19 protein-coding genes are annotated in these 22,246 nt (G+C 65.5%); 10 read left to right on the top strand and 9 right to left on the bottom strand.

Features of this window, described 5'->3' with window-relative positions:
• Positions 1–39: 39 nt before the first annotated feature.
• The 7 genes from HHL15_RS11540 (at position 40) to HHL15_RS11510 (ending at position 7,850) form a co-directional block, all read left to right on the top strand.
• Positions 40–714 carry a hypothetical protein gene (locus tag HHL15_RS11540; protein WP_169145921.1) on the top strand — a complete coding sequence of 225 codons (675 nt, stop codon included), beginning with the start codon at positions 40–42 and terminating at the stop codon, positions 712–714.
• Positions 715–796: 82 nt separating this feature from the next.
• Positions 797–2,332, top strand: coding sequence for a ubiquinone biosynthesis regulatory protein kinase UbiB (gene ubiB / locus HHL15_RS11535; protein WP_169145920.1), 1,536 nt, complete (start codon positions 797–799; stop codon positions 2,330–2,332).
• Positions 2,333–2,404: 72 nt separating this feature from the next.
• On the top strand, positions 2,405–4,543 hold the full coding sequence (rocD, locus tag HHL15_RS26915) for an ornithine--oxo-acid transaminase (RefSeq protein WP_408065726.1): 2,139 nt from the start codon (positions 2,405–2,407) through the stop codon (positions 4,541–4,543).
• Positions 4,540–4,890 carry a YajD family HNH nuclease gene (locus HHL15_RS11525; protein WP_169145918.1) on the top strand — a complete coding sequence of 117 codons (351 nt, stop codon included), beginning with the start codon at positions 4,540–4,542 and terminating at the stop codon, positions 4,888–4,890. The genes rocD and HHL15_RS11525 overlap by 4 nt, the downstream gene beginning before the upstream one ends.
• 215 nt (positions 4,891–5,105) lie before the next feature.
• Positions 5,106–5,864 (top strand): hypothetical protein, encoded by a 759-nt coding sequence (locus HHL15_RS11520; RefSeq protein ID WP_169145917.1) that lies wholly within the window; start codon positions 5,106–5,108, stop codon positions 5,862–5,864.
• Positions 5,852–6,439, top strand: coding sequence for a FlgO family outer membrane protein (locus HHL15_RS11515; protein ID WP_169145916.1), 588 nt, complete (start codon positions 5,852–5,854; stop codon positions 6,437–6,439). The genes HHL15_RS11520 and HHL15_RS11515 overlap by 13 nt, the downstream gene beginning before the upstream one ends.
• 145 nt (positions 6,440–6,584) lie before the next feature.
• Positions 6,585–7,850, top strand: coding sequence for an Hsp70 family protein (locus HHL15_RS11510; protein WP_169145915.1), 1,266 nt, complete (start codon positions 6,585–6,587; stop codon positions 7,848–7,850).
• 17 nt (positions 7,851–7,867) lie between these two features.
• Here the strand turns inward: HHL15_RS11510 and HHL15_RS11505 are convergent, their stop codons facing one another.
• From HHL15_RS11505 to scpA, 6 genes are all read right to left on the bottom strand, one after another.
• Entirely contained in the window at positions 7,868–9,199 is a 1,332-nt protein-coding gene (locus HHL15_RS11505; protein WP_169145914.1) for a GGDEF domain-containing protein, read from the bottom strand.
• On the bottom strand, positions 9,199–9,939 hold the full coding sequence (locus tag HHL15_RS11500; protein ID WP_206198728.1) for a substrate-binding periplasmic protein: 741 nt from the start codon (positions 9,937–9,939) through the stop codon (positions 9,199–9,201). Before HHL15_RS11500 ends, HHL15_RS11505 begins: the two co-directional genes overlap by 1 nt.
• Before the next feature lie 354 nt (positions 9,940–10,293).
• Positions 10,294–12,297, bottom strand: a complete 2,004-nt coding sequence (gene accC, locus HHL15_RS11495; protein WP_169145913.1) for an acetyl-CoA carboxylase biotin carboxylase subunit — start codon at positions 12,295–12,297, stop codon at positions 10,294–10,296.
• Between the two features lie 20 nt (positions 12,298–12,317).
• Positions 12,318–13,853, bottom strand: a complete 1,536-nt coding sequence (locus HHL15_RS11490) for an acyl-CoA carboxylase subunit beta (protein WP_169145912.1) — start codon at positions 13,851–13,853, stop codon at positions 12,318–12,320.
• Positions 13,854–13,887: 34 nt separating this feature from the next.
• On the bottom strand, positions 13,888–14,880 hold the full coding sequence (gene meaB, locus HHL15_RS11485; protein ID WP_235943368.1) for a methylmalonyl Co-A mutase-associated GTPase MeaB: 993 nt from the start codon (positions 14,878–14,880) through the stop codon (positions 13,888–13,890).
• A gap of 67 nt (positions 14,881–14,947) precedes the next feature.
• Complete coding sequence (gene scpA / locus HHL15_RS11480) at positions 14,948–17,113, bottom strand: methylmalonyl-CoA mutase (RefSeq protein WP_169145910.1); 2,166 nt, start codon at positions 17,111–17,113, stop codon at positions 14,948–14,950.
• Positions 17,114–17,397: 284 nt separating this feature from the next.
• Between scpA and HHL15_RS11475 the strand changes: the two genes are divergently transcribed.
• A complete protein-coding gene (locus tag HHL15_RS11475; RefSeq protein ID WP_169146108.1) occupies positions 17,398–18,069 on the top strand; it encodes a GntR family transcriptional regulator in 672 nt (223 codons plus the stop codon).
• 28 nt (positions 18,070–18,097) lie between these two features.
• On the opposite strand, the gene HHL15_RS11470 is transcribed toward HHL15_RS11475, so the two are convergent.
• The 3 genes from HHL15_RS11470 to HHL15_RS11460 all read right to left on the bottom strand — a co-directional run bounded on the left by HHL15_RS11470 (position 18,098) and on the right by HHL15_RS11460 (position 20,895).
• The gene (locus tag HHL15_RS11470) at positions 18,098–18,754 is read right to left on the bottom strand and encodes a class I SAM-dependent methyltransferase (RefSeq protein ID WP_169145909.1); all 657 of its coding nucleotides are present in this window, start codon (positions 18,752–18,754) and stop codon (positions 18,098–18,100) included.
• Between the two features lie 141 nt (positions 18,755–18,895).
• Positions 18,896–20,560: a cation acetate symporter gene (locus HHL15_RS11465; protein ID WP_169145908.1), complete on the bottom strand. Its 1,665-nt coding sequence runs from the start codon at positions 20,558–20,560 to the stop codon at positions 18,896–18,898.
• On the bottom strand, positions 20,560–20,895 hold the full coding sequence (locus HHL15_RS11460) for a DUF485 domain-containing protein (RefSeq protein WP_169145907.1): 336 nt from the start codon (positions 20,893–20,895) through the stop codon (positions 20,560–20,562). The genes HHL15_RS11465 and HHL15_RS11460 overlap by 1 nt, the downstream gene beginning before the upstream one ends.
• 249 nt (positions 20,896–21,144) lie before the next feature.
• Between HHL15_RS11460 and HHL15_RS11455 the strand changes: the two genes are divergently transcribed.
• Both HHL15_RS11455 and HHL15_RS11450 read left to right on the top strand, forming a co-directional pair.
• Complete coding sequence (locus tag HHL15_RS11455) at positions 21,145–21,927, top strand: enoyl-CoA hydratase/isomerase family protein (RefSeq protein ID WP_169145906.1); 783 nt, start codon at positions 21,145–21,147, stop codon at positions 21,925–21,927.
• A gap of 122 nt (positions 21,928–22,049) precedes the next feature.
• Positions 22,050–22,246: leucine zipper domain-containing protein (locus HHL15_RS11450; protein ID WP_169145479.1), on the top strand; the 197-nt coding region annotated here is incomplete at its 3' end.

Genomic DNA, 22,246 nt, shown 5'->3' with positions numbered 1-22,246 from the left:
AACGTGATATTGATCATCCCGTCCAAACCGGAGCACCCCATGCGCCTCCGCCTCCTGCACCTTTCGACATTTCTCGCCGCGCTCCTGACCTGCACCGGAGCCATGGCCGAGCCCCCCACCCTGCACTGGCAGGTACCCCTGCCTGCCGGCCAGGGCTGGCGCATCGTCGACCTGCGGGAGGGCAAGGGTGTCCGCCACGAGGAGTACATCCCCCGCGGACAAGGGGTCGAGGACTACCGCGAGCGCATCCTCATCCAGCGTTTCAAGGCCCCAGACATGTCGCCGGAGACCTACCTCGGCCACATCGCCACCGGACTTGCAGGGCATTGCCGCGGATTCACCACCAGCGGCCTGGTGGCCGGCGTGCGCGAGGGCCTGCCCCACGCCACCCGCAGCGCCTACTGCGGCACCTTCAACGGCCGCGACTACGGCTACGTGATCGCCCAGAAGGTCTTCCGGGACGACGACCATCTCTTCGTCGTGGAGCGGGAATGGCGGGTACCGGGCTTCTTCGTGGACGCCACTGGCATGGCCAGCCTGAATTTCGGCAGCTCCGCCGAGGACGAGGCGCTCAAGAAGGACATCCGGCAGGCCGTGCGCTGGCTGACCGAGCAGGTCAATCCGGGCGGAGCGGCGCCCATGCCGGGGGCCGCTCCTGCTGCGGTGCCCACGGCACCGGAACCCACGCTGCAGCGCGCCAGGCGCAAGCCCTGATCCGGGCCGGGCGATCCGGCCCCGCGCTTTGCGCCACCGCCCTTTACGGGCACAATCCGCGTTTTCCTTTTCGCCTGCCGCCGTGCGCCTCTTCCGACTCGTCAAGATCATTTCCGTCAGCCTGAAATACGGGCTCGACCAGATGATCCTCACCAACGAGCCGTCCGGCCGCCTGGCCTGGCTGGCGCGACTGACGCGTTTCCGCCGGACCTTCGACCAGCCCTCCGGCGCCCGCCTGCGCCAGGCCCTCGAATCCCTCGGCCCGATCTTCGTTAAGTTCGGGCAGATGCTGTCCACCCGCCGCGACCTGCTGCCGCCGGCCATCGCCGAGGAGTTGGCACGCCTGCAGGACCGGGTCCCGCCCTTTTCCAGCGCGGAAGCGCTGGCCCAGCTGCAGGAAGCCTACGGCCGCCCCGCCGATGAGGTCTTCGCCCGCTTCGACCGGGAGCCCGTCGCCTCCGCCTCCATCGCCCAGGTGCACTTCGCCCAGCTGCCCGACGGCACCGAAGTGGCGGTGAAGATCCTGCGCCCTGGCATCGCCCCGGTCATCGCCCACGACCTGGCCCTGCTCGACGCAGCCGCCACGGTGCTCGAGAAGGTGTGGCCGGAAGGCCGCCGCCTGAAGCCGCGGGAGGTCGTCGCCGAGTTCTCCAAGTACCTCCGGGACGAACTCGACCTGATGCGCGAGGCGGCCAACTGCTCGCAGCTGAGGCGCAACTTCAAGGACTCCGAGCTGCTCGTGGTGCCCGAGGTGCATTGGGACTTCTGCACCACCGGCGTGATGGTCATGGAGCGCATGAAAGGCGTGCCGATCTCCCAGCTCGACGCGCTCAAGGCCCACGGCGTGGACCTCAAGGCTCTGTCCCGGGCCGGCGTGGAGATCTTCTTCACGCAGGTGTTCCGCGACGGCTTCTTCCATGCCGACATGCACCCGGGCAATATCTTCGTGGCCACCGAGGGCCCCACCCGCGGGCGTTACATCGCCCTCGACTTCGGCATCATCGGCAGCCTCAACGACTCCGACAAGAAGTACCTGGCCACCAACTTCCTGGCCTTCTTCCAGCGCGACTACCGGCGCGTCGCCCTGGCCCACATCGAGGCCGGCTGGGTGCCGGCGCACACCCGGGTGGACGAGTTCGAAGGGGCCATCCGCGCCGTCTGCGAGCCCATATTCGACCGGCCGCTGAAGGACATCTCCTTCGGCAAGACCCTGCTGCGCCTGTTCCAGACCGCCCGGCGCTTCGAGATGGAAGTCCAGCCCCAGCTCGTACTGCTGCAAAAAACCCTGCTCAACATCGAGGGCCTCGGCCGCCAGCTGGATCCGGACCTCGACCTGTGGAAAACCGCCAAACCCTTCCTCGAACGCTGGATGAACGACCAGATCGGCTGGCGTGCCTTCCTGCGCCACGCCCGCGACGAGGCCCCCTCCTGGGCCGCCACCCTGCCCCAGTTGCCGCGCCTGGTGCACCAGGCCCTGGCCACCCCGCGGGACGACGGCACCCGGGACGAGCTCGCCCGTCTCGCCGCCGAGGCGCGCCTCACCCGCCTCTGGCTGGCTGCCTGTGCGGTATTGCTCGGCGGCCTCGCAACGCTCGAAGCCTGGCGCTGGCTGTACTGAACGAAGCGGAGCACCCCGTGCTCCAAGCGTCATAAGCCCGCCGCCATCGCGGCTTCGCCCTGCGTCAAAGGAATGATCATGCCCGCCCCGCTCGCGCCCCCCCGCCCGGTCCGCATCATCGGTGTCGGTTCCTGTCTCGGCGCCCCGATCTTCGGCCCCGCCGCCGGCCCGCGTGCCCTCAAGGAGGGCCGGATCGACGACCAGCTGCGCAAGCGCGGCATCCCCGCCCAGTGGCAGACCCTGCTCGAGCCCTCGGCCCCCAAGCCGCCGCAGCCGCCCCTGCAGGAACGCCTCGGCACCATGAGCGCTCTGCTCCACGACCTCGCCGACGAAGTGGCCGCCATCTGCCAGGCGGGCCAGCTTCCCTTGGTGCTCGGTGGCGACCACGCCATCGCGGCCGGCACCTGGCGCGGTGTCTCCCGGACTCTCGGAGCACGCGGCAGGCTCGGCCTGATCTGGATCGACGCCCACCTGGACGCCCACACCGACCGGACCACCCACAGCGGCAACATCCACGGCATGCCCCTGGCAGCACTGCTCGGCGTTGGCGACGAGAGCCTCACCGGGCTGCCCGGCCCCCACCTGGACCCAGCCCACGTCGCCATCGTCGGTGCCCGCTCCTGGGAGCCGGAAGAAAAAGCGCTGCTGGAACGCCTCGGCGTGCGCATCTTCTACATGCCCGAGGTCAAGCGGCGCGGCCTGCCCGCCGTACTGGCCGACGCGCTGGCCATTGCCCGCGAGGGCACCGCCGGCTTCGGCGTGTCGGTGGACCTGGACAGCATGGATTGCGCCAGCCTGCCCGCCACCACCTGCCTGGTGCCGGACGGGCTAGACCCCCAGGCGCTCACCGACAGCCTCCACTGCCTGCGCAGTTGCGCCGACCTGCTGGCCTTCGAGATCGTCGAGTACGTCCCGGAGCGGGACCGGGACGGCAGCGGCGCGCGCCGGGTCGTCGAACTGGCCGCCGCCGCGCTCGGCCCGACCAGCCTGGTCCTGCGCCAGCGCGAGGAGCTCTTCGGGGCCCGCAACTACGCGCCCCTGCCGGTGGTCTTCAGCCGCGGCGAGGGCGTCTGGCTGTGGGACGTGGACGGCCACCGCTACCTGGACATGATGAGCGCCTACTCGGCAGTCAGCTTCGGCCACAGCCATCCTCGCCTGGTGAAGGCCCTCACCGAGCAGGCCGGGCGCCTGGCCCTCACGTCCCGCGCCTATTCCAACGACCGCCTGCCCCTGCTTCTGGAGCAACTGTCCGCCCTCCTCGGCTACGACCGGGCCCTGCCCGTCAACACCGGCCTGGAGGCTGTCGAGACGGCCCTCAAGGCCGCCCGCAAGTGGGCCCACACCATCAAGCACGTGCCCGACGGCCAGGCCGAGATCATTGTCTGCGACAACAACTTCCACGGCCGCTCCACCACCATCGTCAGCTTTTCCAGCGAGGAGCAGTACCGCCATGGCTTCGGCCCCCTGACGCCGGGCTTCCGCAGCATCCCCTTCGGCGACGCCGACGCGCTCGAGGCGGCCATCACACCGCACACAGCCGCCTTCCTGTTCGAACCCATCCAGGGCGAGGGCGGGATCGTGATCCCGCCGGCCGGCTGGCTGGCCCGCTGCGCCGAGATCTGCCGCCGCCACGACGTGCTGCTGATCGCCGATGAAGTGCAGACCGGCCTCGGCCGCAGCGGCCGCCTGCTGGCCTGCGAGCACGAAGGGGTGCGCCCCGACGGCGTCATCCTGGGCAAGGCCCTGGGCGGCGGACTGCTGCCGGTGGCGGCCTTCCTGGCCGACGAGCGCGTCATGCAGGTCTTTCAGCCGGGCGATCACGGCTCCACCTTCGGCGGCAACCCGCTTGCCGCCGCCGTGGCCACAGAGGCCCTGGCCGTGCTCACCGAAGAGCGGCTCATCGAACGCTCGGCGCAACTGGGCGCCCGCTTCCTGGCCCGCCTGCAGGCCATCGACAACCCGCTGATCCGCGAGGTGCGCGGGCGCGGCCTGATGATCGGACTGGAGCTCGACACGCACCGCGTCCCCGCGCGCATCGCCGCCGAATGGCTGCTCGCCCGCGGCCTGATGACCAAGGACACCCACGAGAAGGTGCTGCGCTTCGCGCCGCCCCTCATCATCACCGAAGCAGAACTCGATGCCGCCGCACGGACCATCGAGGAGGCCCTTGCCGACCTCGCCCAGCGTTTCCCCGCCGGAGTCACCCCATGAGCGAAAAACTCGACCGCATCGTCCTGGAAGCCCGCCGCGCCGCCGACAAGCGCGCCGAGGGCTACCGGGAGAAGGCCCTCAAGATCTATCCCTGGATCTGCGGCCGTTGCGCACGGACGTTCACGCACACCAACCTGCGCGAGCTGACCGTCCATCACCGGGACCACAACCACGACAACAACCCGTCGGACGGCAGCAACTGGGAACTCCTCTGCCTGTACTGCCACGACAACGAGCACCAGCGCCAGCTCGAGGCCAGCCAGGGCAAGGTGGACGGCAAGCAACCTGCCGCGGCAGCCACCCATTCCCCCTTCGCGGGCCTCGAGGGCCTGCTCAAGAAGCGCTGAACGGCACGCCTGCCGTGCATATTCCAGCGCCGGCGCAACATCTTCTTACGATCCGGTGCTAAGCTCCCTTTCATGAAGCAAATGCCCGTCCAGCATGACGGGCCGCGCTTCGCGCATTCAGATCAGGGATGCGCCGGATCGGCATTCATCATCGAACCGTCCGGTGCACTTTTCGAACAGCTCCCGCCCAGAGCGAGCGTTTAGAGAGGGTTGTCGTGAATAGACTTGCAAAGTCCGGCATTGCGATCGCACTGGCCGGCATGATGATCGGCTGCGCGCCGCGCTACGCGGACGTTCCCGCACCGACGCGTTTCGAGAACACCAAGCAGGACAAGCTGCAGGCCGCCGAACACTGGCACAAGATCGCCGAGCACTTTGCCAGCCAGCTCGCCACCGACCTGCGCGACAAGCTCGGCGGCCGGGCCATCCACGTACCCCTGCCCGGCGGCGAGCAGCCCTTCGTGGACGGCTTCCGCGAACTGCTGACCACCGCCCTGGTGGCCCAGGGCCTGCCGGTCAGCACCGAGCCGCGCAACGCCCTCAGCGTCGATGTGCGCTACTCGATCTACCGCTTCCAGCCCGACCGCGCCAAGAACACCTACTACTACGGCGACGCCACCGCGGTCACTGCCGGCCTGTGGGCCATCGGTGCCGTGGCAGCCTCGAACATCTCGCCCAATGCCGGTGTCTCCGCGGGGGTCAAGACCCTCGCCAGCGTTGCCGGCATCGAAGGCTTCGCCTGGGTCTCCCAGGAGGCCATGGGTCGCGGCCAGTATGCCTCCGGCCCGGTTCCCCGCTCCGAGATCCTGCTGACCGCCTCGGTGGCGGATGGCAGCCGCATCGTCAGCCGGCGCAGCAACATCTACTACGCGGTGGACGAGGACAAGGATCTCTACTGGACCCGCCCGGCCCGTACCCACACGATCCCGGTGATGGGCGACTGCGGCGAAAGGAGCAAGCTATGCGCCCGCTGATGATCGCCGCGCTGGCCTCTGCCGGGCTGCTGCTGTCGGCCTGCGAAACCGCTCCCCGCGTGGTCAGCAACGAGCCGACCTACGAGCAGGCCCAGAACAGCGCCTTCAACCAAGCCAACTACAACGCCGTGGCAGAGCTGCTGAAGCGCTACCCGGCAGCAAGCTCACCGGCCTCGGCCAGCAACACCTCCGACAGCAGTGTCGGCGCGCCCTTCGTGGTGGCCACCCTGGTCAATATCGACCAGCTCGAACAGTCGTCCACCCTCGGCCGCCTGATCTCCGAGCAGGTCGCCTCGCGCATGACCCAGCTCGGCTACAGCGTGCTGGAGCTCAAGGTGCGCAACGGCGTGTACATGAAGCGCAACGAGGGCGAGCTGCTGCTGACCCGGGAAATCAAGGAAGTGGCCTCGACCCACAATGCCCAGGCCGTGATCGTCGGCACCTACGCCGAAAGCGCCACCCTGGTGCACGTGAATCTCAAGGTGGTGAATCCTTCCACCAACGTGATCATCGCGGCCCACGACTACGCCCTGCCCCTCGACAAGCAGATCTCCAGCCTGATCCGCAAGCGTTGATAGCGCAACGTCCTGAACAGGGTCATGGGGGAGTGCTGCGGCACTCCCTTTTTGCGCCCGGGCGGCCCCCCTCGCACTACGCAGGGAGATTCCGCTCAGGGCCGATCCGGCGTAGCATTCGCCCCCCGTTCCGTTGCCCTGCCCCATGAGTACCTCGCCTGCCCGCGCCTGCGGTATCGACTTCGGCACCTCCAACTCCACGGTCGGCTGGTTGCGTCCCGGCGTGGAAGCCAGCCTGCTGCCGCTCGAGGACGGCAAGCCGACCCTGCCGTCGGCAATATTCTTCAATGCCGACGAGGAAACCACCCATTTCGGACGCAACGCCCTGCAGGAATACCTGGAGGGCTACGAAGGACGCCTGATGCGGGCGCTCAAGAGCCTGCTGGGCAGCAAGCTGATGGACGGCAGCACGGAGGTCGCCGGCCGCGCCCTGCCCTTCCGCGACCTGCTGGCGAGCTTCATCGGCGAGCTCAAGACCCGCGCCGAAGCCGCGGCCGGACGGAGCTTCGACCAGGCCGTGTTCGGACGGCCGGTGTTCTTCGTCGATGACAATCCGGCGGCCGACCAACGCGCCCAGGACACCCTGGAAGCCATCGCCCGCCAGGTGGGCTTTCGCGAGGTGAGCTTCCAGTTCGAGCCGATCGGCGCCGCCCTGCACTATGAATCAGGCCTGACCCGGGAAGAGCTGGTGCTGATTGCCGACATCGGCGGTGGCACGGCCGACTTTTCGCTGGTGCGCCTGTCGCCGGAGCGGGCCCGACGCGATGACCGGCGCGAAGACCTGCTGGGCAACGCAGGCCTCCACGTGGGCGGAACCGACTTCGACCGGGCCTTGAGCCTGGAGTGCGTGATGCCCTTGCTTGGCTATCGCGGGCTGATGAAAAGCGGCGCGGAGATCCCCTCCAACCTATTCTTCCAGCTGGCCACCTGGCACACCATCAACTTCGCCTACACACGGCAGGCCTTTGCCGATTTCCAGCACATCTACCGAGACTCCACCGCGCGGCGCGAGCTGGACCGGCTCGGGCGCCTGATCGGCCAGCGCGAAGGCCACTGGCTGGCGCTACAGGTCGAACAGGCCAAGATCGACCTGTCCACCCAGACGGTGGCCGGCCTGCAGCTCGATCGGCTGGAAGCCGGGCTGGAACATCCGATCACCGCGGAGGCCTTTGTCCAGGCCACGCGGAGCCTGGTGGAGCGGGTGGCAGGCACCGTCTCGGAGCTGCTGCAGCGGAGCGGAATCAAGCCTGACGACGTGGACACCCTTTATTTCACCGGCGGCGCCAGCGGCGTTACGCAACTGCGCGAACGCATCGCCGCGGTGCTACCCCAGGCCCGCCGGGTCGAGGGCGATCTTTTCGGCAGCATCGGCGCAGGGCTGGCAGTGGAAGCGCGGCGGCGCTACGGCTGAGCCCCCCGGCAAGCTGCTCAAGGGGGCATCAATACCCCCTCGTGACCCGCCTCCACCACGACGATACGATCACGGCCCCTGTCCTTGGCCTCATAGAGCGCTTGGTCGGCCCGCGCCAGACACTCCTCGAGCCCGCGGCCCGCTCCATCCGCCAGCCCCATGCTCACCGTGACCTGCAGGACCTGCCCGTCGGCCAGCACGACCGGCCTGTCAGCCAGGCGCAGACGCAGGCGGCCCGCCAGACGCATGGCCTCCTCCGGGGCCGTCTCCGGGAAGATGAAGGCGAACTCCTCCCCCCCGTAGCGGCACACCAGATCGGTCTGGCGCAGGGTTTCGGCGAGCAGTGCGGCAAACACCTGCAGCACGTGATCGCCGGCCGAATGCCCGAAGCGGTCATTGACCTGCTTGAAGTGGTCGAGGTCGGCGATACCCACGGTGATCGGCCTGCCGTAGCGGGCCGCCCGGGCCATTTCCGCCGCAGCGAGGCCCATGAAATGGCGGCGATTGGGCAGGCCGGTCAGGCTGTCGGTTGTAGCCAGCCGCTCCAGCTTGCGGCGCACGTCCTCGTTTTCGCGCAGGGTCTCGTGGAAACGCACGATGGCCTTCTCCACCACGTGGATCTCCGCCATCGCCAATGGCGCCGGCTGGGGCACGGGGCCATGGGGATCGAGGGTGGTCAGCGACGCATGGATGCGCTGCAGGGGGCGGATCAGGAAGCGCTGCAGGATCACCAGGAAGCTGGCCAGGAAAGCCCCCACCAGGATCAGGTTGAACAGCAGCTTGTAGCGGGCCTGGTTCATGGCATCGGTCATCCGCGCCAGCTCCACGGTCATGCGTTGGCCGCCTTCCACCGAAAGATCATCCGCCAGCAGGCGCAAACGGTTCGACAGCGCCTCCCATCTGGCCATGTCGGGTTTGCTGGCGCCCGACACGATCTGCGCCAGGAAGCTCTCCACCTCGGCCACCAGCACGGCGACGCGCGGATCGTCACCCATGCTTGGATGTGCCGCCAGCACACGGATCAAGAAGAAGGCCTCCTCCCGCCGCCCCTGGTCGCCCGCCGTCAACACCGACTGGCCACCAAAGCGCAACTCTTCCAGATTGCGCGCCAGGCGCTGGCGCTCCAGCGTCCAGGGCACGGTCTGATCATGCAGCTGCAGGGCGACGTCCTTGACCAGGCGCTGATCCACCGCCAGCCACATGACCAGGCTGGCCGCAATGGCTGCGAAGACCAACCCCAGACCGGCCAGCACCGTCCCCGCCGGCCAGTGCCGGATCCGCTCCCCGGCGATCACCGGCGGCGTGGCGCCACTTGTCTGCTCGAGGCCCCGGGATCGGTCGTCGTCCATCACTGCAGGCGGAAGGGAATGAAACGGCTGTTGATGCGATCAAACCGGCCGTCACGCTTGATCAGGTCGATCGCCTCATTGAGCTTGTCCGCCAGTTCCGGCGAACGCGGATTGACGCTAAGGCAGACATCTCCAGCCAGCTCGGGGTCCCTCAACACGGCCGTGGTGAGGCCAAGGCCCCTGATGCGTGGATCCTGCTGCAGGGCAAGGGCCGTCGCCATCGGCAGCAGGGTCGCATCCGCAGTGCCCTGATGAAGGGCCGTAGCGATGCCATCGTGGTTCTCAACCGGGATCACCGACCACGCATGGGCTGTGCCATAGCGGTACTGGACGCCGCCCTTTACCAGGGCCACCCGACCATCTCCCGGCCGGACACCGGGACGCGCAAACCAGACACTGATGGAACGGTAATAAGGCCGGGTCATCAGCACCCTGGCCCGGCGTTCAGGGGTGGCCAGCAGACTGACCGCGGCGAAATCGAACTCCCCCGCAGCCACGGCATCCACGACCCGCTCGAGGGTCACCGATACCGGCTCACATCGGGCGTTCATGGCTTCGCAGAGAGCATGCATGATCTCCACGTTGAAGCCGGTCAGCTTCCCCGCAGGATCCGTGTAGGACATGGGCGGCGAATGGTTGAGCACGGCCACCCGCAGTACGGGCTCCGCAGCATGCGCCAGCCAGGACACCGCCGACAGCACCAACACAATCAGAATGTGGAGAATCGCGTTTTGCGCCACGTTGAAGTTGGTCTCTATATGTTTTTTAACAGATTCTAACCCCGTCCCCCGGGATTGCACCGCCTCCCGTCCCGCCGAACACCCCATCCGGCGGACGAGGCAAGGGGGAGCCTTTCGTTTTGGGACGGCCCGGCGACGAAAAAATACCCCCACGCTCACCGCTGCGCGGATCGCTGCCCCCCGAGGGGGCGCTTTTCGTTTTGGGACGGCCCGGCGACGAAAAAAAGGGGTCGTCCTAGGACGACCCCACTCCCTCGACAGGAACCCGCCACGAGGACGGGTCTCCCTCCCCATCGAACGAAACGGTAGCCACTGCGCCGGGCTGGAGAAAACCGGCGCAGTCCTTGCAAACTCTTATTCGAACTCGATGATCACCTCGTCCACCGCCAGGCTCTGGCCGGCGCCGGAGACGATCTTCTTGACCTTGCAGTCCTGCTCGGCCTTGAGGATGTTCTCCATCTTCATCGCTTCGATGACCGCCAGCTTCTCGCCGGCCTTCACTTCCTGACCCACCTGCACGGACACTTCGCGCAGCAGGCCCGGCATCGGCGACAGCAGGAACTTGGACAGGTCGGGCGGCAGCTTCTCGGGCATCAGAGCCAGCAGTTCGGCGGCACGGGCGCTCATGACCATGAAGTCGGCGCGGGTGCCCCAGTGGAACAGGCTGTACTTGGTCTTGTGACGCTCCACCTGAAGGGTGAAGGGCTCGCCATTGCAGGTGCCGTTGAACAGGGACTCGCCGAGCTTCCAGTCGGACTTGAGCTCATAGCTCTCGCCCTTGTATTCCACGTGGTAGCCGCCAGCGATCGGCTTGGCCACCACCGGGTGATGCTCGTTGCCGTCCTTGCCCAGGCGGACAACCATCCAGTTGTCGCTGACCAAACGCTCGTGGCCCTGCAGCTGGCCGGAGATCGACGCCGAGCGGTCGGTAAAGGCGCGGTACACGTAGGCCGCCACCGAGACCAACAGCGCCGGGTCATCGTGGGGCACCATCGAGGCGTCGAAGCCCTTCGGATATTCCTCGGCGATGAAGCCGGTGTTGAAGTTGCCGGACTGGAAGCGCGGGTGCTGCATCAGCGCGGCCTGGAACGGGATGTTGGAGGAGATGCCGCGGATCACGAAGCCGTTCAGGGCGTCGCGCATGCGGGAGATCGCCTGCTCGCGGGTCGCACCGTGGACGATCAGCTTGGCGATCATCGAGTCGTAGAACATCGAGATCTCGCCGCCGTCATACACGCCGGTATCCACGCGGACCTGGCCCGGCACTTCCTTCGGCGGCTGGAACTTGACCAGCCGGCCGGTGGAGGGCAGGAAGCCGCGGAACGGGTCTTCGGCGTTGATACGGCACTCCATCGCCCAGCCGTTGATGCCCACATCGGCCTGCGTGAGGGGCAGCTTCTCGCCGTAGGCCACGCGGATCATCTGTTCAACCAGGTCGAGGCCGGTGATCAGTTCGGTGACCGGGTGTTCCACCTGGAGACGGGTGTTCATCTCGAGGAAGTAGAACTCCTTGGTCGCGCCGCTGACCACGAACTCCACGGTACCCGCAGACTCGTAGTTCACCGCGCGGGCCAGCGCTACAGCCTGCTCGCCCATGGCCTTACGCATCTCGGCGTCGACAAAGGGGCTCGGTGCCTCTTCGATGACCTTCTGGTGGCGGCGCTGGATCGAGCAGTCGCGCTCGTTCAGGTAGACGTAATTGCCGTGGGAGTCGCCCAGCACCTGGATCTCGATGTGGCGCGGCTCGAGCACGTACTTCTCGATGAAGACGCGGTCGTCGCCAAAGGAGTTGCGCGCTTCATTGACGCAGGAAGAGAAGCCTTCGTGGGCTTCCGCATCGTTGTAGGCCACGCGCAGACCCTTGCCGCCGCCGCCGGCGGAGGCCTTGATCATCACCGGGTAGCCGATCTTGCGGGCGATTTCGACCGCGGCATCCGGGCCGGCGATCGCATCGTTGTAACCCGGGATGGTGTTGACCCGGGCTTCGATGGCGAGCTTCTTGGACTCGATCTTGTCGCCCATCTTGGCGACCGAGTAGTGCTTCGGACCGATGAACTTGATGCCTTCCTCTTCGAGGCGGCGGGAGAACTCGGCGTTCTCCGACAGGAAACCGTAGCCGGGGTGGACCGCCTGGGCGCCGGTCTGCTTGCAGGCGGCGATGATCTTGTCCATGACCAGGTAGGACTCTTTCGAGGCGGCCGGTCCGATGCAGACGGCTTCGTCGGCGAGCTCCACGTGCAGGGCATCCTTGTCGGCCTCGGAATACACGGCGACAGTGGCGATGCCCATCTTGCGGGCGGTCTTGATGACACGGCAAGCGATCTCGCCGCGGTTCGCAATCAGGATCTTGGTAAACATGTTCTTGGCGTCCTCGGCGATCACAGCGGAATGTTGCCGTGCTTGCGCCACGGGTTGTCGAGCTGCTTGTCCTTGAGCATGGCCAGCGAGCGGGCGATCCGCTTGCGTGTGGCGTGCGGCATGATCACGTCATCGATAAAGCCGCGGGCACTGGCCACGAACGGGTTGGCGAACTTTTCCTTGTATTCGGCTTCGCGCTGGGCCAGCTTGGCCGGATCGTTCTTTTCTTCGCGGAAGATGATCTCCACGGCGCCCTTCGGGCCCATCACCGCAATCTCGGCAGACGGCCAGGCGAGGTTCACGTCACCGCGCAGGTGCTTGGAGGACATCACGTCATAGGCACCACCGTAGGCCTTGCGGGTGATCACGGTGACCTTCGGCACGGTGCACTCGGCGTACGCATACAGCAGCTTGGCGCCATGCTTGATGATGCCGCCGTATTCCTGGGCGGTACCCGGCATGAAGCCCGGCACATCCACGAAGGTGACGACGGGAATGTTGAAGGCGTCGCAGAAACGTACGAAGCGGGCGGCCTTGATGGCGGACTTGATGTCCAGGCAGCCGGCCAGCACCAGCGGCTGGTTGGCGACGATGCCCACCGGGCTGCCGTCGATGCGGCCAAAACCGATGATGATGTTCTTGGCGTAGTCGGGCTGAAGCTCGAAGAAGTCGCTGTCGTCCACAACCTTGACGATCAGCTCCTTCATGTCATACGGCTTGTTGGCGTTGTCCGGCACCAGGGTGTCGAGGGAGTAGTCGTAACGGGCGACCGGATCATTGGTCGGCGTGACGGGGGGCTGCTCCCGGTTGTTGGCCGGCAGGAAGTTCATGAAGCGGCGCAGCATGGAGAGCGCCTCGACATCGTTCTCGAAGGCCAGGTCGGCCACGCCGGACTTGCTGGTGTGGGTCACTGCGCCGCCCAGCTCCTCGGCGGTCACATCCTCGTGGGTCACGGTCTTCACGACTTCCGGACCGGTGACGAACATGTAGGAGGAGTCCTTCACCATGAAGATGAAGTCGGTCATCGACGGGGAATACACCGCGCCACCGGCACAGGGGCCCATGATCATGGAGATCTGCGGCACGACACCGGAGGCCATCACATTGCGCTGGAACACATCGGCATAGCCGCCCAGGGAGGCCACGCCTTCCTGGATGCGGGCGCCGCCCGAGTCGTTGAGGCCGATCACCGGCGCCCCGACCTTCATGGCCTGGTCCATCACCTTGCAGATCTTCTCGGCATGGGTTTCGGACAGCGAGCCGCCGAACACGGTGAAATCCTGGGAGAAGACGAAGACCAGGCGGCCATTGATGGTGCCATAGCCCACCACAACACCGTCACCCGGGGTCTTCTCGGCTTCGTTCATGCCGAAGTCGACGCAACGGTGCTCCTTGAACATGTCCCATTCTTCAAAGGAGTCCGGGTCGAGCAGGAGCTCGATACGTTCACGGGCCGTCAGCTTGCCCTTCTTGTGCTGGCTGTCGATACGCTTCTGGCCGCCACCCAGGCGGGCCGCTTCGCGCTTCTCTTCCAGCTGGTGGATGATGTCGTGCATTTACAACCTCCAGTAAAAATCCGGTTCGTTGGTTTCAGCCCAGATAACCCAGCAGCCGCATTGCAGCGGCCGATGGCGTCGTCCGGCCGGCCTCCACGGCCGCCTGCAAACCGGCCAGATCCTGCTGGACCCGGGGATGGCTTGCAAAGCGGGCGCGCAGGCCCTGGTCGATCAGTTCCCACATCCATGCCTGTGCCTGATGACGGCGACGGGCATCGAATTCACCGCTCTTCTGCATGGCGGAGCGGTAGTCGCCAATGGTCTTCCAGAACTCCGCGATGCCCTGTTTCTGCAACGCCGACAGCATGAGCACCGGCGGCGTCCAGTTGGGCGAGGCATGGCGCAGCATGCCCAAGGCACTCTTGATCTGCGAGCGGGCCACGTTGGCCGCCTGCGGATTGATGTCGGCCTTGTTGATGACGATCAGGTCGGCGATCTCCATGATGCCCTTCTTGATCGCCTGCAGATCGTCGCCGGCGTTGGGCAGCTGGAGCAGGCAGAAGATGTCGGTCATGCCCGCTACAGCGGTCTCCGACTGGCCGACGCCCACCGTCTCGATGATGATCACGTCGAAGCCGGCCGCCTCGCACACCAGCATGGCCTCGCGGGTCTTCTCGGCAACACCGCCGAGGCTGCCCGCCGAAGGGCTCGGCCGGATGAAGGCCTCGGTGCGCTGGGACAACATCTCCATGCGCGTCTTGTCGCCGAGGATGGAGCCGCCGGTGACGCTGGAGGACGGATCAACCGCCAGCACCGCCACCTTGTGACCCTGCTCGATGAGGTACAGCCCCAGCGCCTCGATGAAGGTGGACTTGCCCACGCCGGGCACGCCGGAGATGCCGACGCGCATCGACCTGCCGGTATGGGGAAGGAGGCCTTCCAGCACGCTGCGGGCACGCTGCTTGTGGTCCGGCCGCTGGGATTCGATCAGGGTGATCGTCTTGGCGAGGGGACGCAGCTGATGCGCGAGCACACCGTCGACCAGGGCTTGGTCGACAGCGTCCCGTTGCGGCAGGTCGGCAGGCATGTTCATGGGGCTCATCAAGGCACGGCGCGCCGGACTGATCCGGCGCGCATGGGCTTCGGGTGACGGATCAGGCGGCCTTGCGGGCGGCGCGGATCTGCTTCAGCACCTCGCGGGCCGAGGTCTGGATCGGCGTGCCCGGGCCGAAGATGCCCTTGGCACCGGCAGCGTAGAGCGCGTCATAGTCCTGGGCCGGGATGACACCACCCACGAAGGTGATGATGTCGTCGGCCCCCTGGGCCTTGAGGGCGTTGATGATCGCCGGCACCAGGGTCTTGTGGCCAGCGGCCAGGCTGGAGCAGCCCACGGCGTGCACGTCGTTCTCGACGGCGTGACGGGCGGCTTCTTCCGGAGTCTGGAAGAGCGGGCCGATGTCGATGTCGAAGCCCAGGTCGGCAAAGGCCGAGGCCACCACCTTGGAGCCGCGGTCGTGACCATCCTGGCCCAGCTTGGCGATCATGATGCGGGGACGACGGCCTTCCTCGGCCACGAAGGCCTCGATGTCGGCCTTGAGGGCCTGCCAGTCGTCGTTGCCTTCGACCACCGCGTTGTAGATGCCGGTCACGGCCTGCGGGTTGGCGCGGTAGCGGCCGAAGACCTCTTCCAGCGCATCGGAGATTTCACCCACGGTAGCGCGCAGGCGCACCGCCTTGACGGCCAGGTCGAGCAGATTGCCTTCGCCGGTCTTCGCTGCTTCGGTCAGGGCCGCCAGGGCGGCGGTGACGGCAGCGCTGTCACGGGTGGCACGGATCTGGGCGAGGCGGGCGACCTGTGCTTCACGCACGGCATGGTTGTCGATGTCGAGGATCTCGATCGGGTCTTCCTTGGCGAGCTTGTACTTGTTGACGCCAACGATCACGTCCTTGCCGGAGTCGATGCGGGCCTGCTTGTCGGCAGCGCACTCCTCGACCTTCATCTTGGCCCAGCCGGACTCGACCGCCTTGGTCATGCCGCCCATGGCCTCGATCTCCTCGATCAGGGCCCAGGCCTTGTCGGCCATGTCCTGGGTCAGCTTTTCCATCATGTAGGAGCCGGCCCACGGGTCCACCACGCTGGTGATGTGGGTCTCTTCCTGGATGATGATCTGGGTGTTGCGGGCGATGCGGGCCGAGAACTCGGTCGGCAGCGCGATCGCTTCGTCCAGCGCGTTGGTGTGCAGGGACTGGGTGCCGCCGAACACGGCCGCCATCGCCTCGATGGTGGTGCGCACCACGTTGTTGTACGGGTCCTGCTCGGTGAGCGACCAGCCGGAAGTCTGGCTGTGGGTCCGCAGCATCATGGACTTCTGGCTCTTCGGCTCGAACTGCTTCATCAGGCGCCACCACAGCATGCGCGCGGCGCGCATCTTGGCGATCTCGAGATAGAAGTTCATGCCCACCGCCCAGAAGAAGGACAGGCGGCCGGCAAAGGTGTCCACGTCCATGCCGGACTTGATGCCGGTGCGCACGTATTCGACACCATCGGCGAGGGTGAAGGCCAGCTCGATGGCCTGGTTCGCGCCTGCTTCCTGGATGTGATAGCCCGAGATCGAGATACTGTTGAACTTGGGCATGTGGGTCGACGTGTAATTGAAGATATCAGCGATGATCTTCATAGACGGCGTCGGCGGGTAGATATAGGTGTTGCGGACCATGAACTCCTTGAGGATGTCGTTCTGGATGGTCCCGGACAGCTTGTCCTGCGACACGCCCTGCTCTTCCGCGGCCACGATGTAGCCGGCCAGGATCGGCAGCACGGCGCCGTTCATGGTCATGGACACCGACACCTTGTCGAGGGGGATCTGGTTGAAGAGGATCTTCATGTCCTCGACGGAGTCGATGGCCACGCCGGCCTTGCCCACGTCGCCCACCACACGGGGATTGTCCGAATCGTAACCGCGGTGGGTGGCCAGGTCGAAGGCCACCGACACGCCCTGACCGCCGGCGGCCAGCGCCTTGCGGTAGAAGGCATTGGACGCCTCGGCGGTGGAGAAGCCGGCGTACTGGCGGATGGTCCACGGGCGGGCCGCGTACATGGTAGCCTGCGGGCCACGCAGGAAGGGCTCGAAGCCCGGCAGGGTGTTGGTGTACTTGAGGCCTTCGAGATCGGCCGCGGTGTACAGCGGCTTGACCGAAATACCTTCTGGGGTCACCCAGTTCAGCTTGGCGACATCGCCTTCAGGAGCCGACTTGGAGGCGGCCTTGTTCCAGGCGGCCAGATCAGGTTGGGGGAAGGTCGGTTCGTTGGTGTTCGCCATGGCTTTTCTACCCTCACGATGCTGGGCCGCTGTGCAGCCCGTAGTAATTAGTGACGCCAGAACCGGCCGTGACCCCTGGTCACGGCCGGCTGCCGTGCCCTGCGCAGGGCAGTTTTCTCCCTCCCTCTGTTTTTTATGATCCAGCCGCCATCAGCGACCGGATCGGCACAAGGGTTACGTACCTGCGCAGGAACTTGACTTGCTATCCGGTAGATAATACTTTATCCATAATTATGGATGCAACAACAGAAGACGATACTTTCCCGACCTTGTCAGCCAGAACCATGAACGCCGGCCGGATCGCCCCCCTTGCGCTCTACCAGGAGGTGGCGGAACGCCTGCGCCAGCGCATTTTTTCCCATGAGCTGCCGCCCGGCACCTGGGTGGATGAGCAGGCCCTGGCGACCCAGTACGGCATTTCGCGCACCCCCTTGCGGGAGGCGCTGAAGGTGCTTGCCGCCGAAGGCCTGGTCACCCTCAAGCCACGCCGTGGCTGCTATGTGACGGAAATCTCGGAACGCGACCTGGACGAGATCTTCACGGTCATGGCCCTGCTCGAAGGCCAGTGCGCGGCAGATACCGCCCGCAAGGCGAGCGATGCCGACCTGGCACGCCTGCAAAGCGTTCACGAGGAACTGGAACGGGCGGCAACGTCGAAGGACATCGACGGCTACTTCGAGGCCAACCAGGCCTTCCACCAGGAAATCCAGCTGATCGCCGACAACCGCTGGCTGACCCAGGCCATCACCGATCTGCGCAAGGTGATCAAGCTGTCACGCCACCACTCCCTGTTCATCGAAGGACGGCTGGAGCAATCACTGGCGGAGCACCGGACCATCCTGGAGGCCATCTCCAGCCGGGATGCGGTGCGGAGCGAGGGGACGATGCGGGAACACATTGCCAGCGGACGCAAGGCCTTGGCGAAGATTGCCGCAAGAAAGGAAGCCGCGGCCTGACAACCGGAAGACGGCCCGAGCCTGGCGCTCAGGCCTTCGGCAGTTCGGCGATCACCAGAACCTGGATGCAACGCATGTCGCGGGTGAGCTCCGGAAACAGGCGGAATGCCAGCCTGCGCAGCCATTTTCCCGAACGCCACCAGTCCTCGTTGATGCCCACCAGCTGCTTTACGGTATAGCCGCTGGCCCGGAACAGGTCCGCCACACTCTTCTCGGTAAAGAAGCGCAGGTGCGTCTTGTCGCGGATCCCCTGCTCATCGTAGTGCCAGTCCCGCTCCAGCAACAGGTGCTCCAGGTTGTCGATATGGCGCACGTTCGGCACGCAGCAGTTGATCTGCCCACCCGGTCGCAACCTGCTGCGGCAGTAGTCCAGTATCCGGACCGGGTCCGGCATGTGCTCGAGGGAATCGTTGAAGGTGATGAGGTCGAAATAGGCTTCGGGCAGAGGGTTGCCCGGACCGAAGAAGTCATTGATCACGTGGTCCAGGCGCTGAGCTGCCACTGCTGCCGCCTCAGGGTTGGGCTCCACGCCCCACACCTCGACATCCCGCCGCGACTTCAGGGCATACCCGAATCCACCACGGGAACACCCTACATCAAGAACTTTTGTGGCCCCATCCGGAACATGACATATGAGTTCATCACGGGCTTGATCGCGATAGTCGGTATGCTCGATGGATCCCATGGGGTGCAGTGGCTGAATGATCTGAGCGGGAGATGCTAGCACACGAAAAAGCAGGGATCTGTGGGAATTCAATGCGTCGTTCGTGTAAAAAACCCCTGCAGAACAGAGTTCGGCAGGGGTTTTACAATGCCTTACCAAGGATCAGTGTGCGCTGGCTTCCGCAGCACCGAAACCGGTCTGGGCACGCACGTACTGATCCTCGAAGCCTGCACGCTCAGCCTGCGCCTCTGCGCTGTTATCCAGTTTGGACACGATGAACGTGACCAGGAAGGCCAGGGGCATGGAGAACAGGGCCGGCTGGTCGTAGGGGAACAGGGCCTGGGCATTGCCCAGCACGGTCACCCACACCGACTTGGAGAACACCACCAGCAGCACCGCAGCGACCAGTCCGGCGTAGCCGCCTGCCACGGCACCGCGGGTCGTCAGGCCCTTCCAGTACATGGACAGGATCAGCACCGGGAAGTTGGCGGAAGCCGCAATCCCGAAGGCCAGGGCCACCATGAACGCCACATTCATCTTCTCGAAGGCGATGCCAAGAACGATGGCCACCAGGCCCAGGCCCACCGAGGCGAAGCGGGAGACGCGCAGTTCTTCCGTTTCGGTCGCCTTGCCCTTGCGGATGACGCGGGCGTAGATGTCATGGGAGATCGCCGCCGCGCCCGCCAGGGCCAGACCGGACACCACCGCCAGGATGGTCGCGAAGGCCACGGCAGACAGGAAGCCCAGCAGCAGGTTGCCGCCCACGGCCTTGGCCAGGTGCATGGCGATCATGTTGCCACCGCCGATGACCTTGCCGCCGATCTGGCCACCTTCGAAGAACTCCGGGTTCTGACCGACGATGATGATGGCAGCGAAGCCCATCAGCAGGATCACGTTGAAGAAGTAGGCCACGAAACCGGACGCGTAGAGCACCGACTTTCGGGCTTCCTTGGCGTTGGTCACGGTGAAGAAGCGCATCAGGATGTGCGGCAGGCCGGCCGTACCGAACATCAGGCCCAGGCCCAGCGACAGGGCGGTGATGGGATCCGGCAGCAGGGTACCCGGGAAGAGCAGCTTCTCACCCAGGGAATGCAGGGACACGGCCTGCCCCATCATCTTCTCGAAGCTGAAGCCGAACTGGGACATGGCCAGCACCGCCACCAGCGTACCGCCAGCAAGCAGCATGCAGGCCTTGATGATCTGCACCCAGGTGGTGGCGACCATGCCACCGAAGGTGACATAGACCATCATCAGGGCACCAACCACGAACAGCGCGATGTTGTAGTCCAGGCCGAAGAGCAGCTTGATCAGCTGGCCGGCACCGACCATCTGAGCCACCAGGTAGAAGCACACCACGGTCAGCGAGGACACCGCCGCCATCGTGCGCACCTTGCTCTGGTTGAGCCGGTAGGAGGTGATGTCGGCAAAGGTGAACTTACCCAGGTTGCGCAGACGCTCGGCCATCAGGAACAGGATGATGGGCCAGCCGGCGAAGAAGGCGATCATGTAGATATAGCCATCGACGCCCTTGGTGTACACCAGCGCGGTGAGGCCCAGCAAGGTGGCGGCAGACATGTAGTCACCGGCAATCGCCAGGCCGTTCTGGAAGCCGGTGATGCCACCGCCGGCGGTGTAGAAGTCGGCCGCAGACTTGGTGCGGCCGGCCGCCCAGTAGGTGATGCCAAGCGTCATCGAGACGAAGAGCACGAACATCCCGATGGCGTGCAGGTTCAGGGGCTGCTTCTCGGTGGCGGAGATCGCGTCACCGGCAAAAGCCAGGACGGGTGCCAGCAGGCCCAGCAGGGCAAGGTTCAGACGGGCAAGCATCACTTCACCTCCTTGGCAGCGTCGCGGACGATCTCGCTGGTGATCTCATCGAACTCGCCATTGGCGCGCTTGACGTAAACGGCAGTCAGGCCCCAGAAGAAGATGAACATGAACAACTCGGCGGCAATCCCCACGGTCACGTAGGAGCCTTCGGACAGGCGCTGGCCGATCAGGTTGGGGTTGAAGGCCACCACCATGAAGAAGCCGTAGAAGATCGTCAGGACAATGACGGACAGCAGGGTTGCAAAACCCTGGCGCCTGGAGACAAGTTCGGTGAAACGCGGATTTTTTCGAATGCGTGCGTAAACCGCACTCTGCGATGAAGTGCTCGACATGATTTCCCTCCCTAGAGAAAGTCAATTGATTTGGCGCGATCTGCCTGTTGGTGTTGTTGAAAGGCGATCGGTACAGCTTGTTATAGTTTTGCGTACTTCGATTACGGCATGCTGCGAGGCGGGCGGCGTCGCGCCATTACGAACGCCCAACCCGATGATATAACATACACAAGACTCCATACTACAACGTACGGATGCTTTTTTGCAGTGCAACATCCCTGCCATACCCGACCATCCCAGGAACCCCCAATGCCCGGAGAGATCCTTTTCAGCCAGGATGCTGGCCTTGCCACGCTGACCCTGAGCAACCCCGACAAACTCAACGCCGTGGATGCCGGCATGTGGCGCAGCCTGAAGGTCCGGATGGACGCGATCAACGCCGATCCGGAAGTGCGCTGCGTGGTCTTGCGGGGCGCTGGCGACAAGGCCTTCGCCGCCGGCGGGGACATCGAGGAATTCATCACCGTGCGGGCCACCGTCGATGATGCCCTCCACTATCACGAGGAGCTCGTCGCGGCCGCCCTGGACGCCATCCGGGCCTGCCCGGTACCCACCGTGGCGCAGATCCAGGGCGCCTGCGTCGGTGGCGGGCTGGAAATCGCCGGCTGCTGCGACCTGCGCATCGCCGGCGAATCCAGCCGCTTCGGTGCCCCCATCAACAAACTGGGCTTTTCCATGTACCCGGGAGAGATGGCCGGCCTGCTGGACCTGGTGGGCCCCGCCGTGCTGCTCGAAATCCTGCTCGAAGGCCGCATCCTGTCCGCCTCCGAAGCGCTCACCAAGGGCCTTCTGACCCGGGTCGTGGCCGATGACGCGGTGGAGCCGGAAGCCTCCGCCACCGCAGCCCGCATCATGAAGGGCGCCCCCTTGGTCGCGCGCTGGCACAAGCAGTGGGTACACCGCCTGATGCAGGGCGGCCCCCTGAGCAAGGAGGAGAAACGGGCAGCCTTCGACTTCCTCGCCACCGCCGACTACAAGGAAGGACTCGACGCCTTCCTGGCCAAGCGCAGCCCCCGCTTCACCGGCCACTAGCCTGCCTTCCCCCACCCCGGCTAGCTGTGGAGGTTCAATAGGTTGTTTCGGGTGTTCACCCGGAGAGATTCTGAGAGACTGGAAATCGCCAAACCCCCAGTCACCTCGAGAGCCTGCCCCGGATGAACACCCATAAGAATGCCCGATTGACGTACCTTCGTCGCCTGGAAATGGTTCAGGACATCACCGGACGCGGCCTGTCGGCCTCGCAGGCGGGCGCCGCGCATGACGTGAGTGCCGTGACGGCCCGCAAGTGGCTCGGCCGCTATCTGGCCGAGGGCGCTGCCAGCCTGTGCGACAAGTCCTCGCGCCCGGCCTG

Origin of the sequence: Zoogloea dura (assembly GCF_012927165.1) — a bacterium.
GTDB classification, from domain to species: domain Bacteria; phylum Pseudomonadota; class Gammaproteobacteria; order Burkholderiales; family Rhodocyclaceae; genus Zoogloea; species Zoogloea dura.
This window is presented reverse-complemented; position numbering and strand designations above follow the sequence as displayed.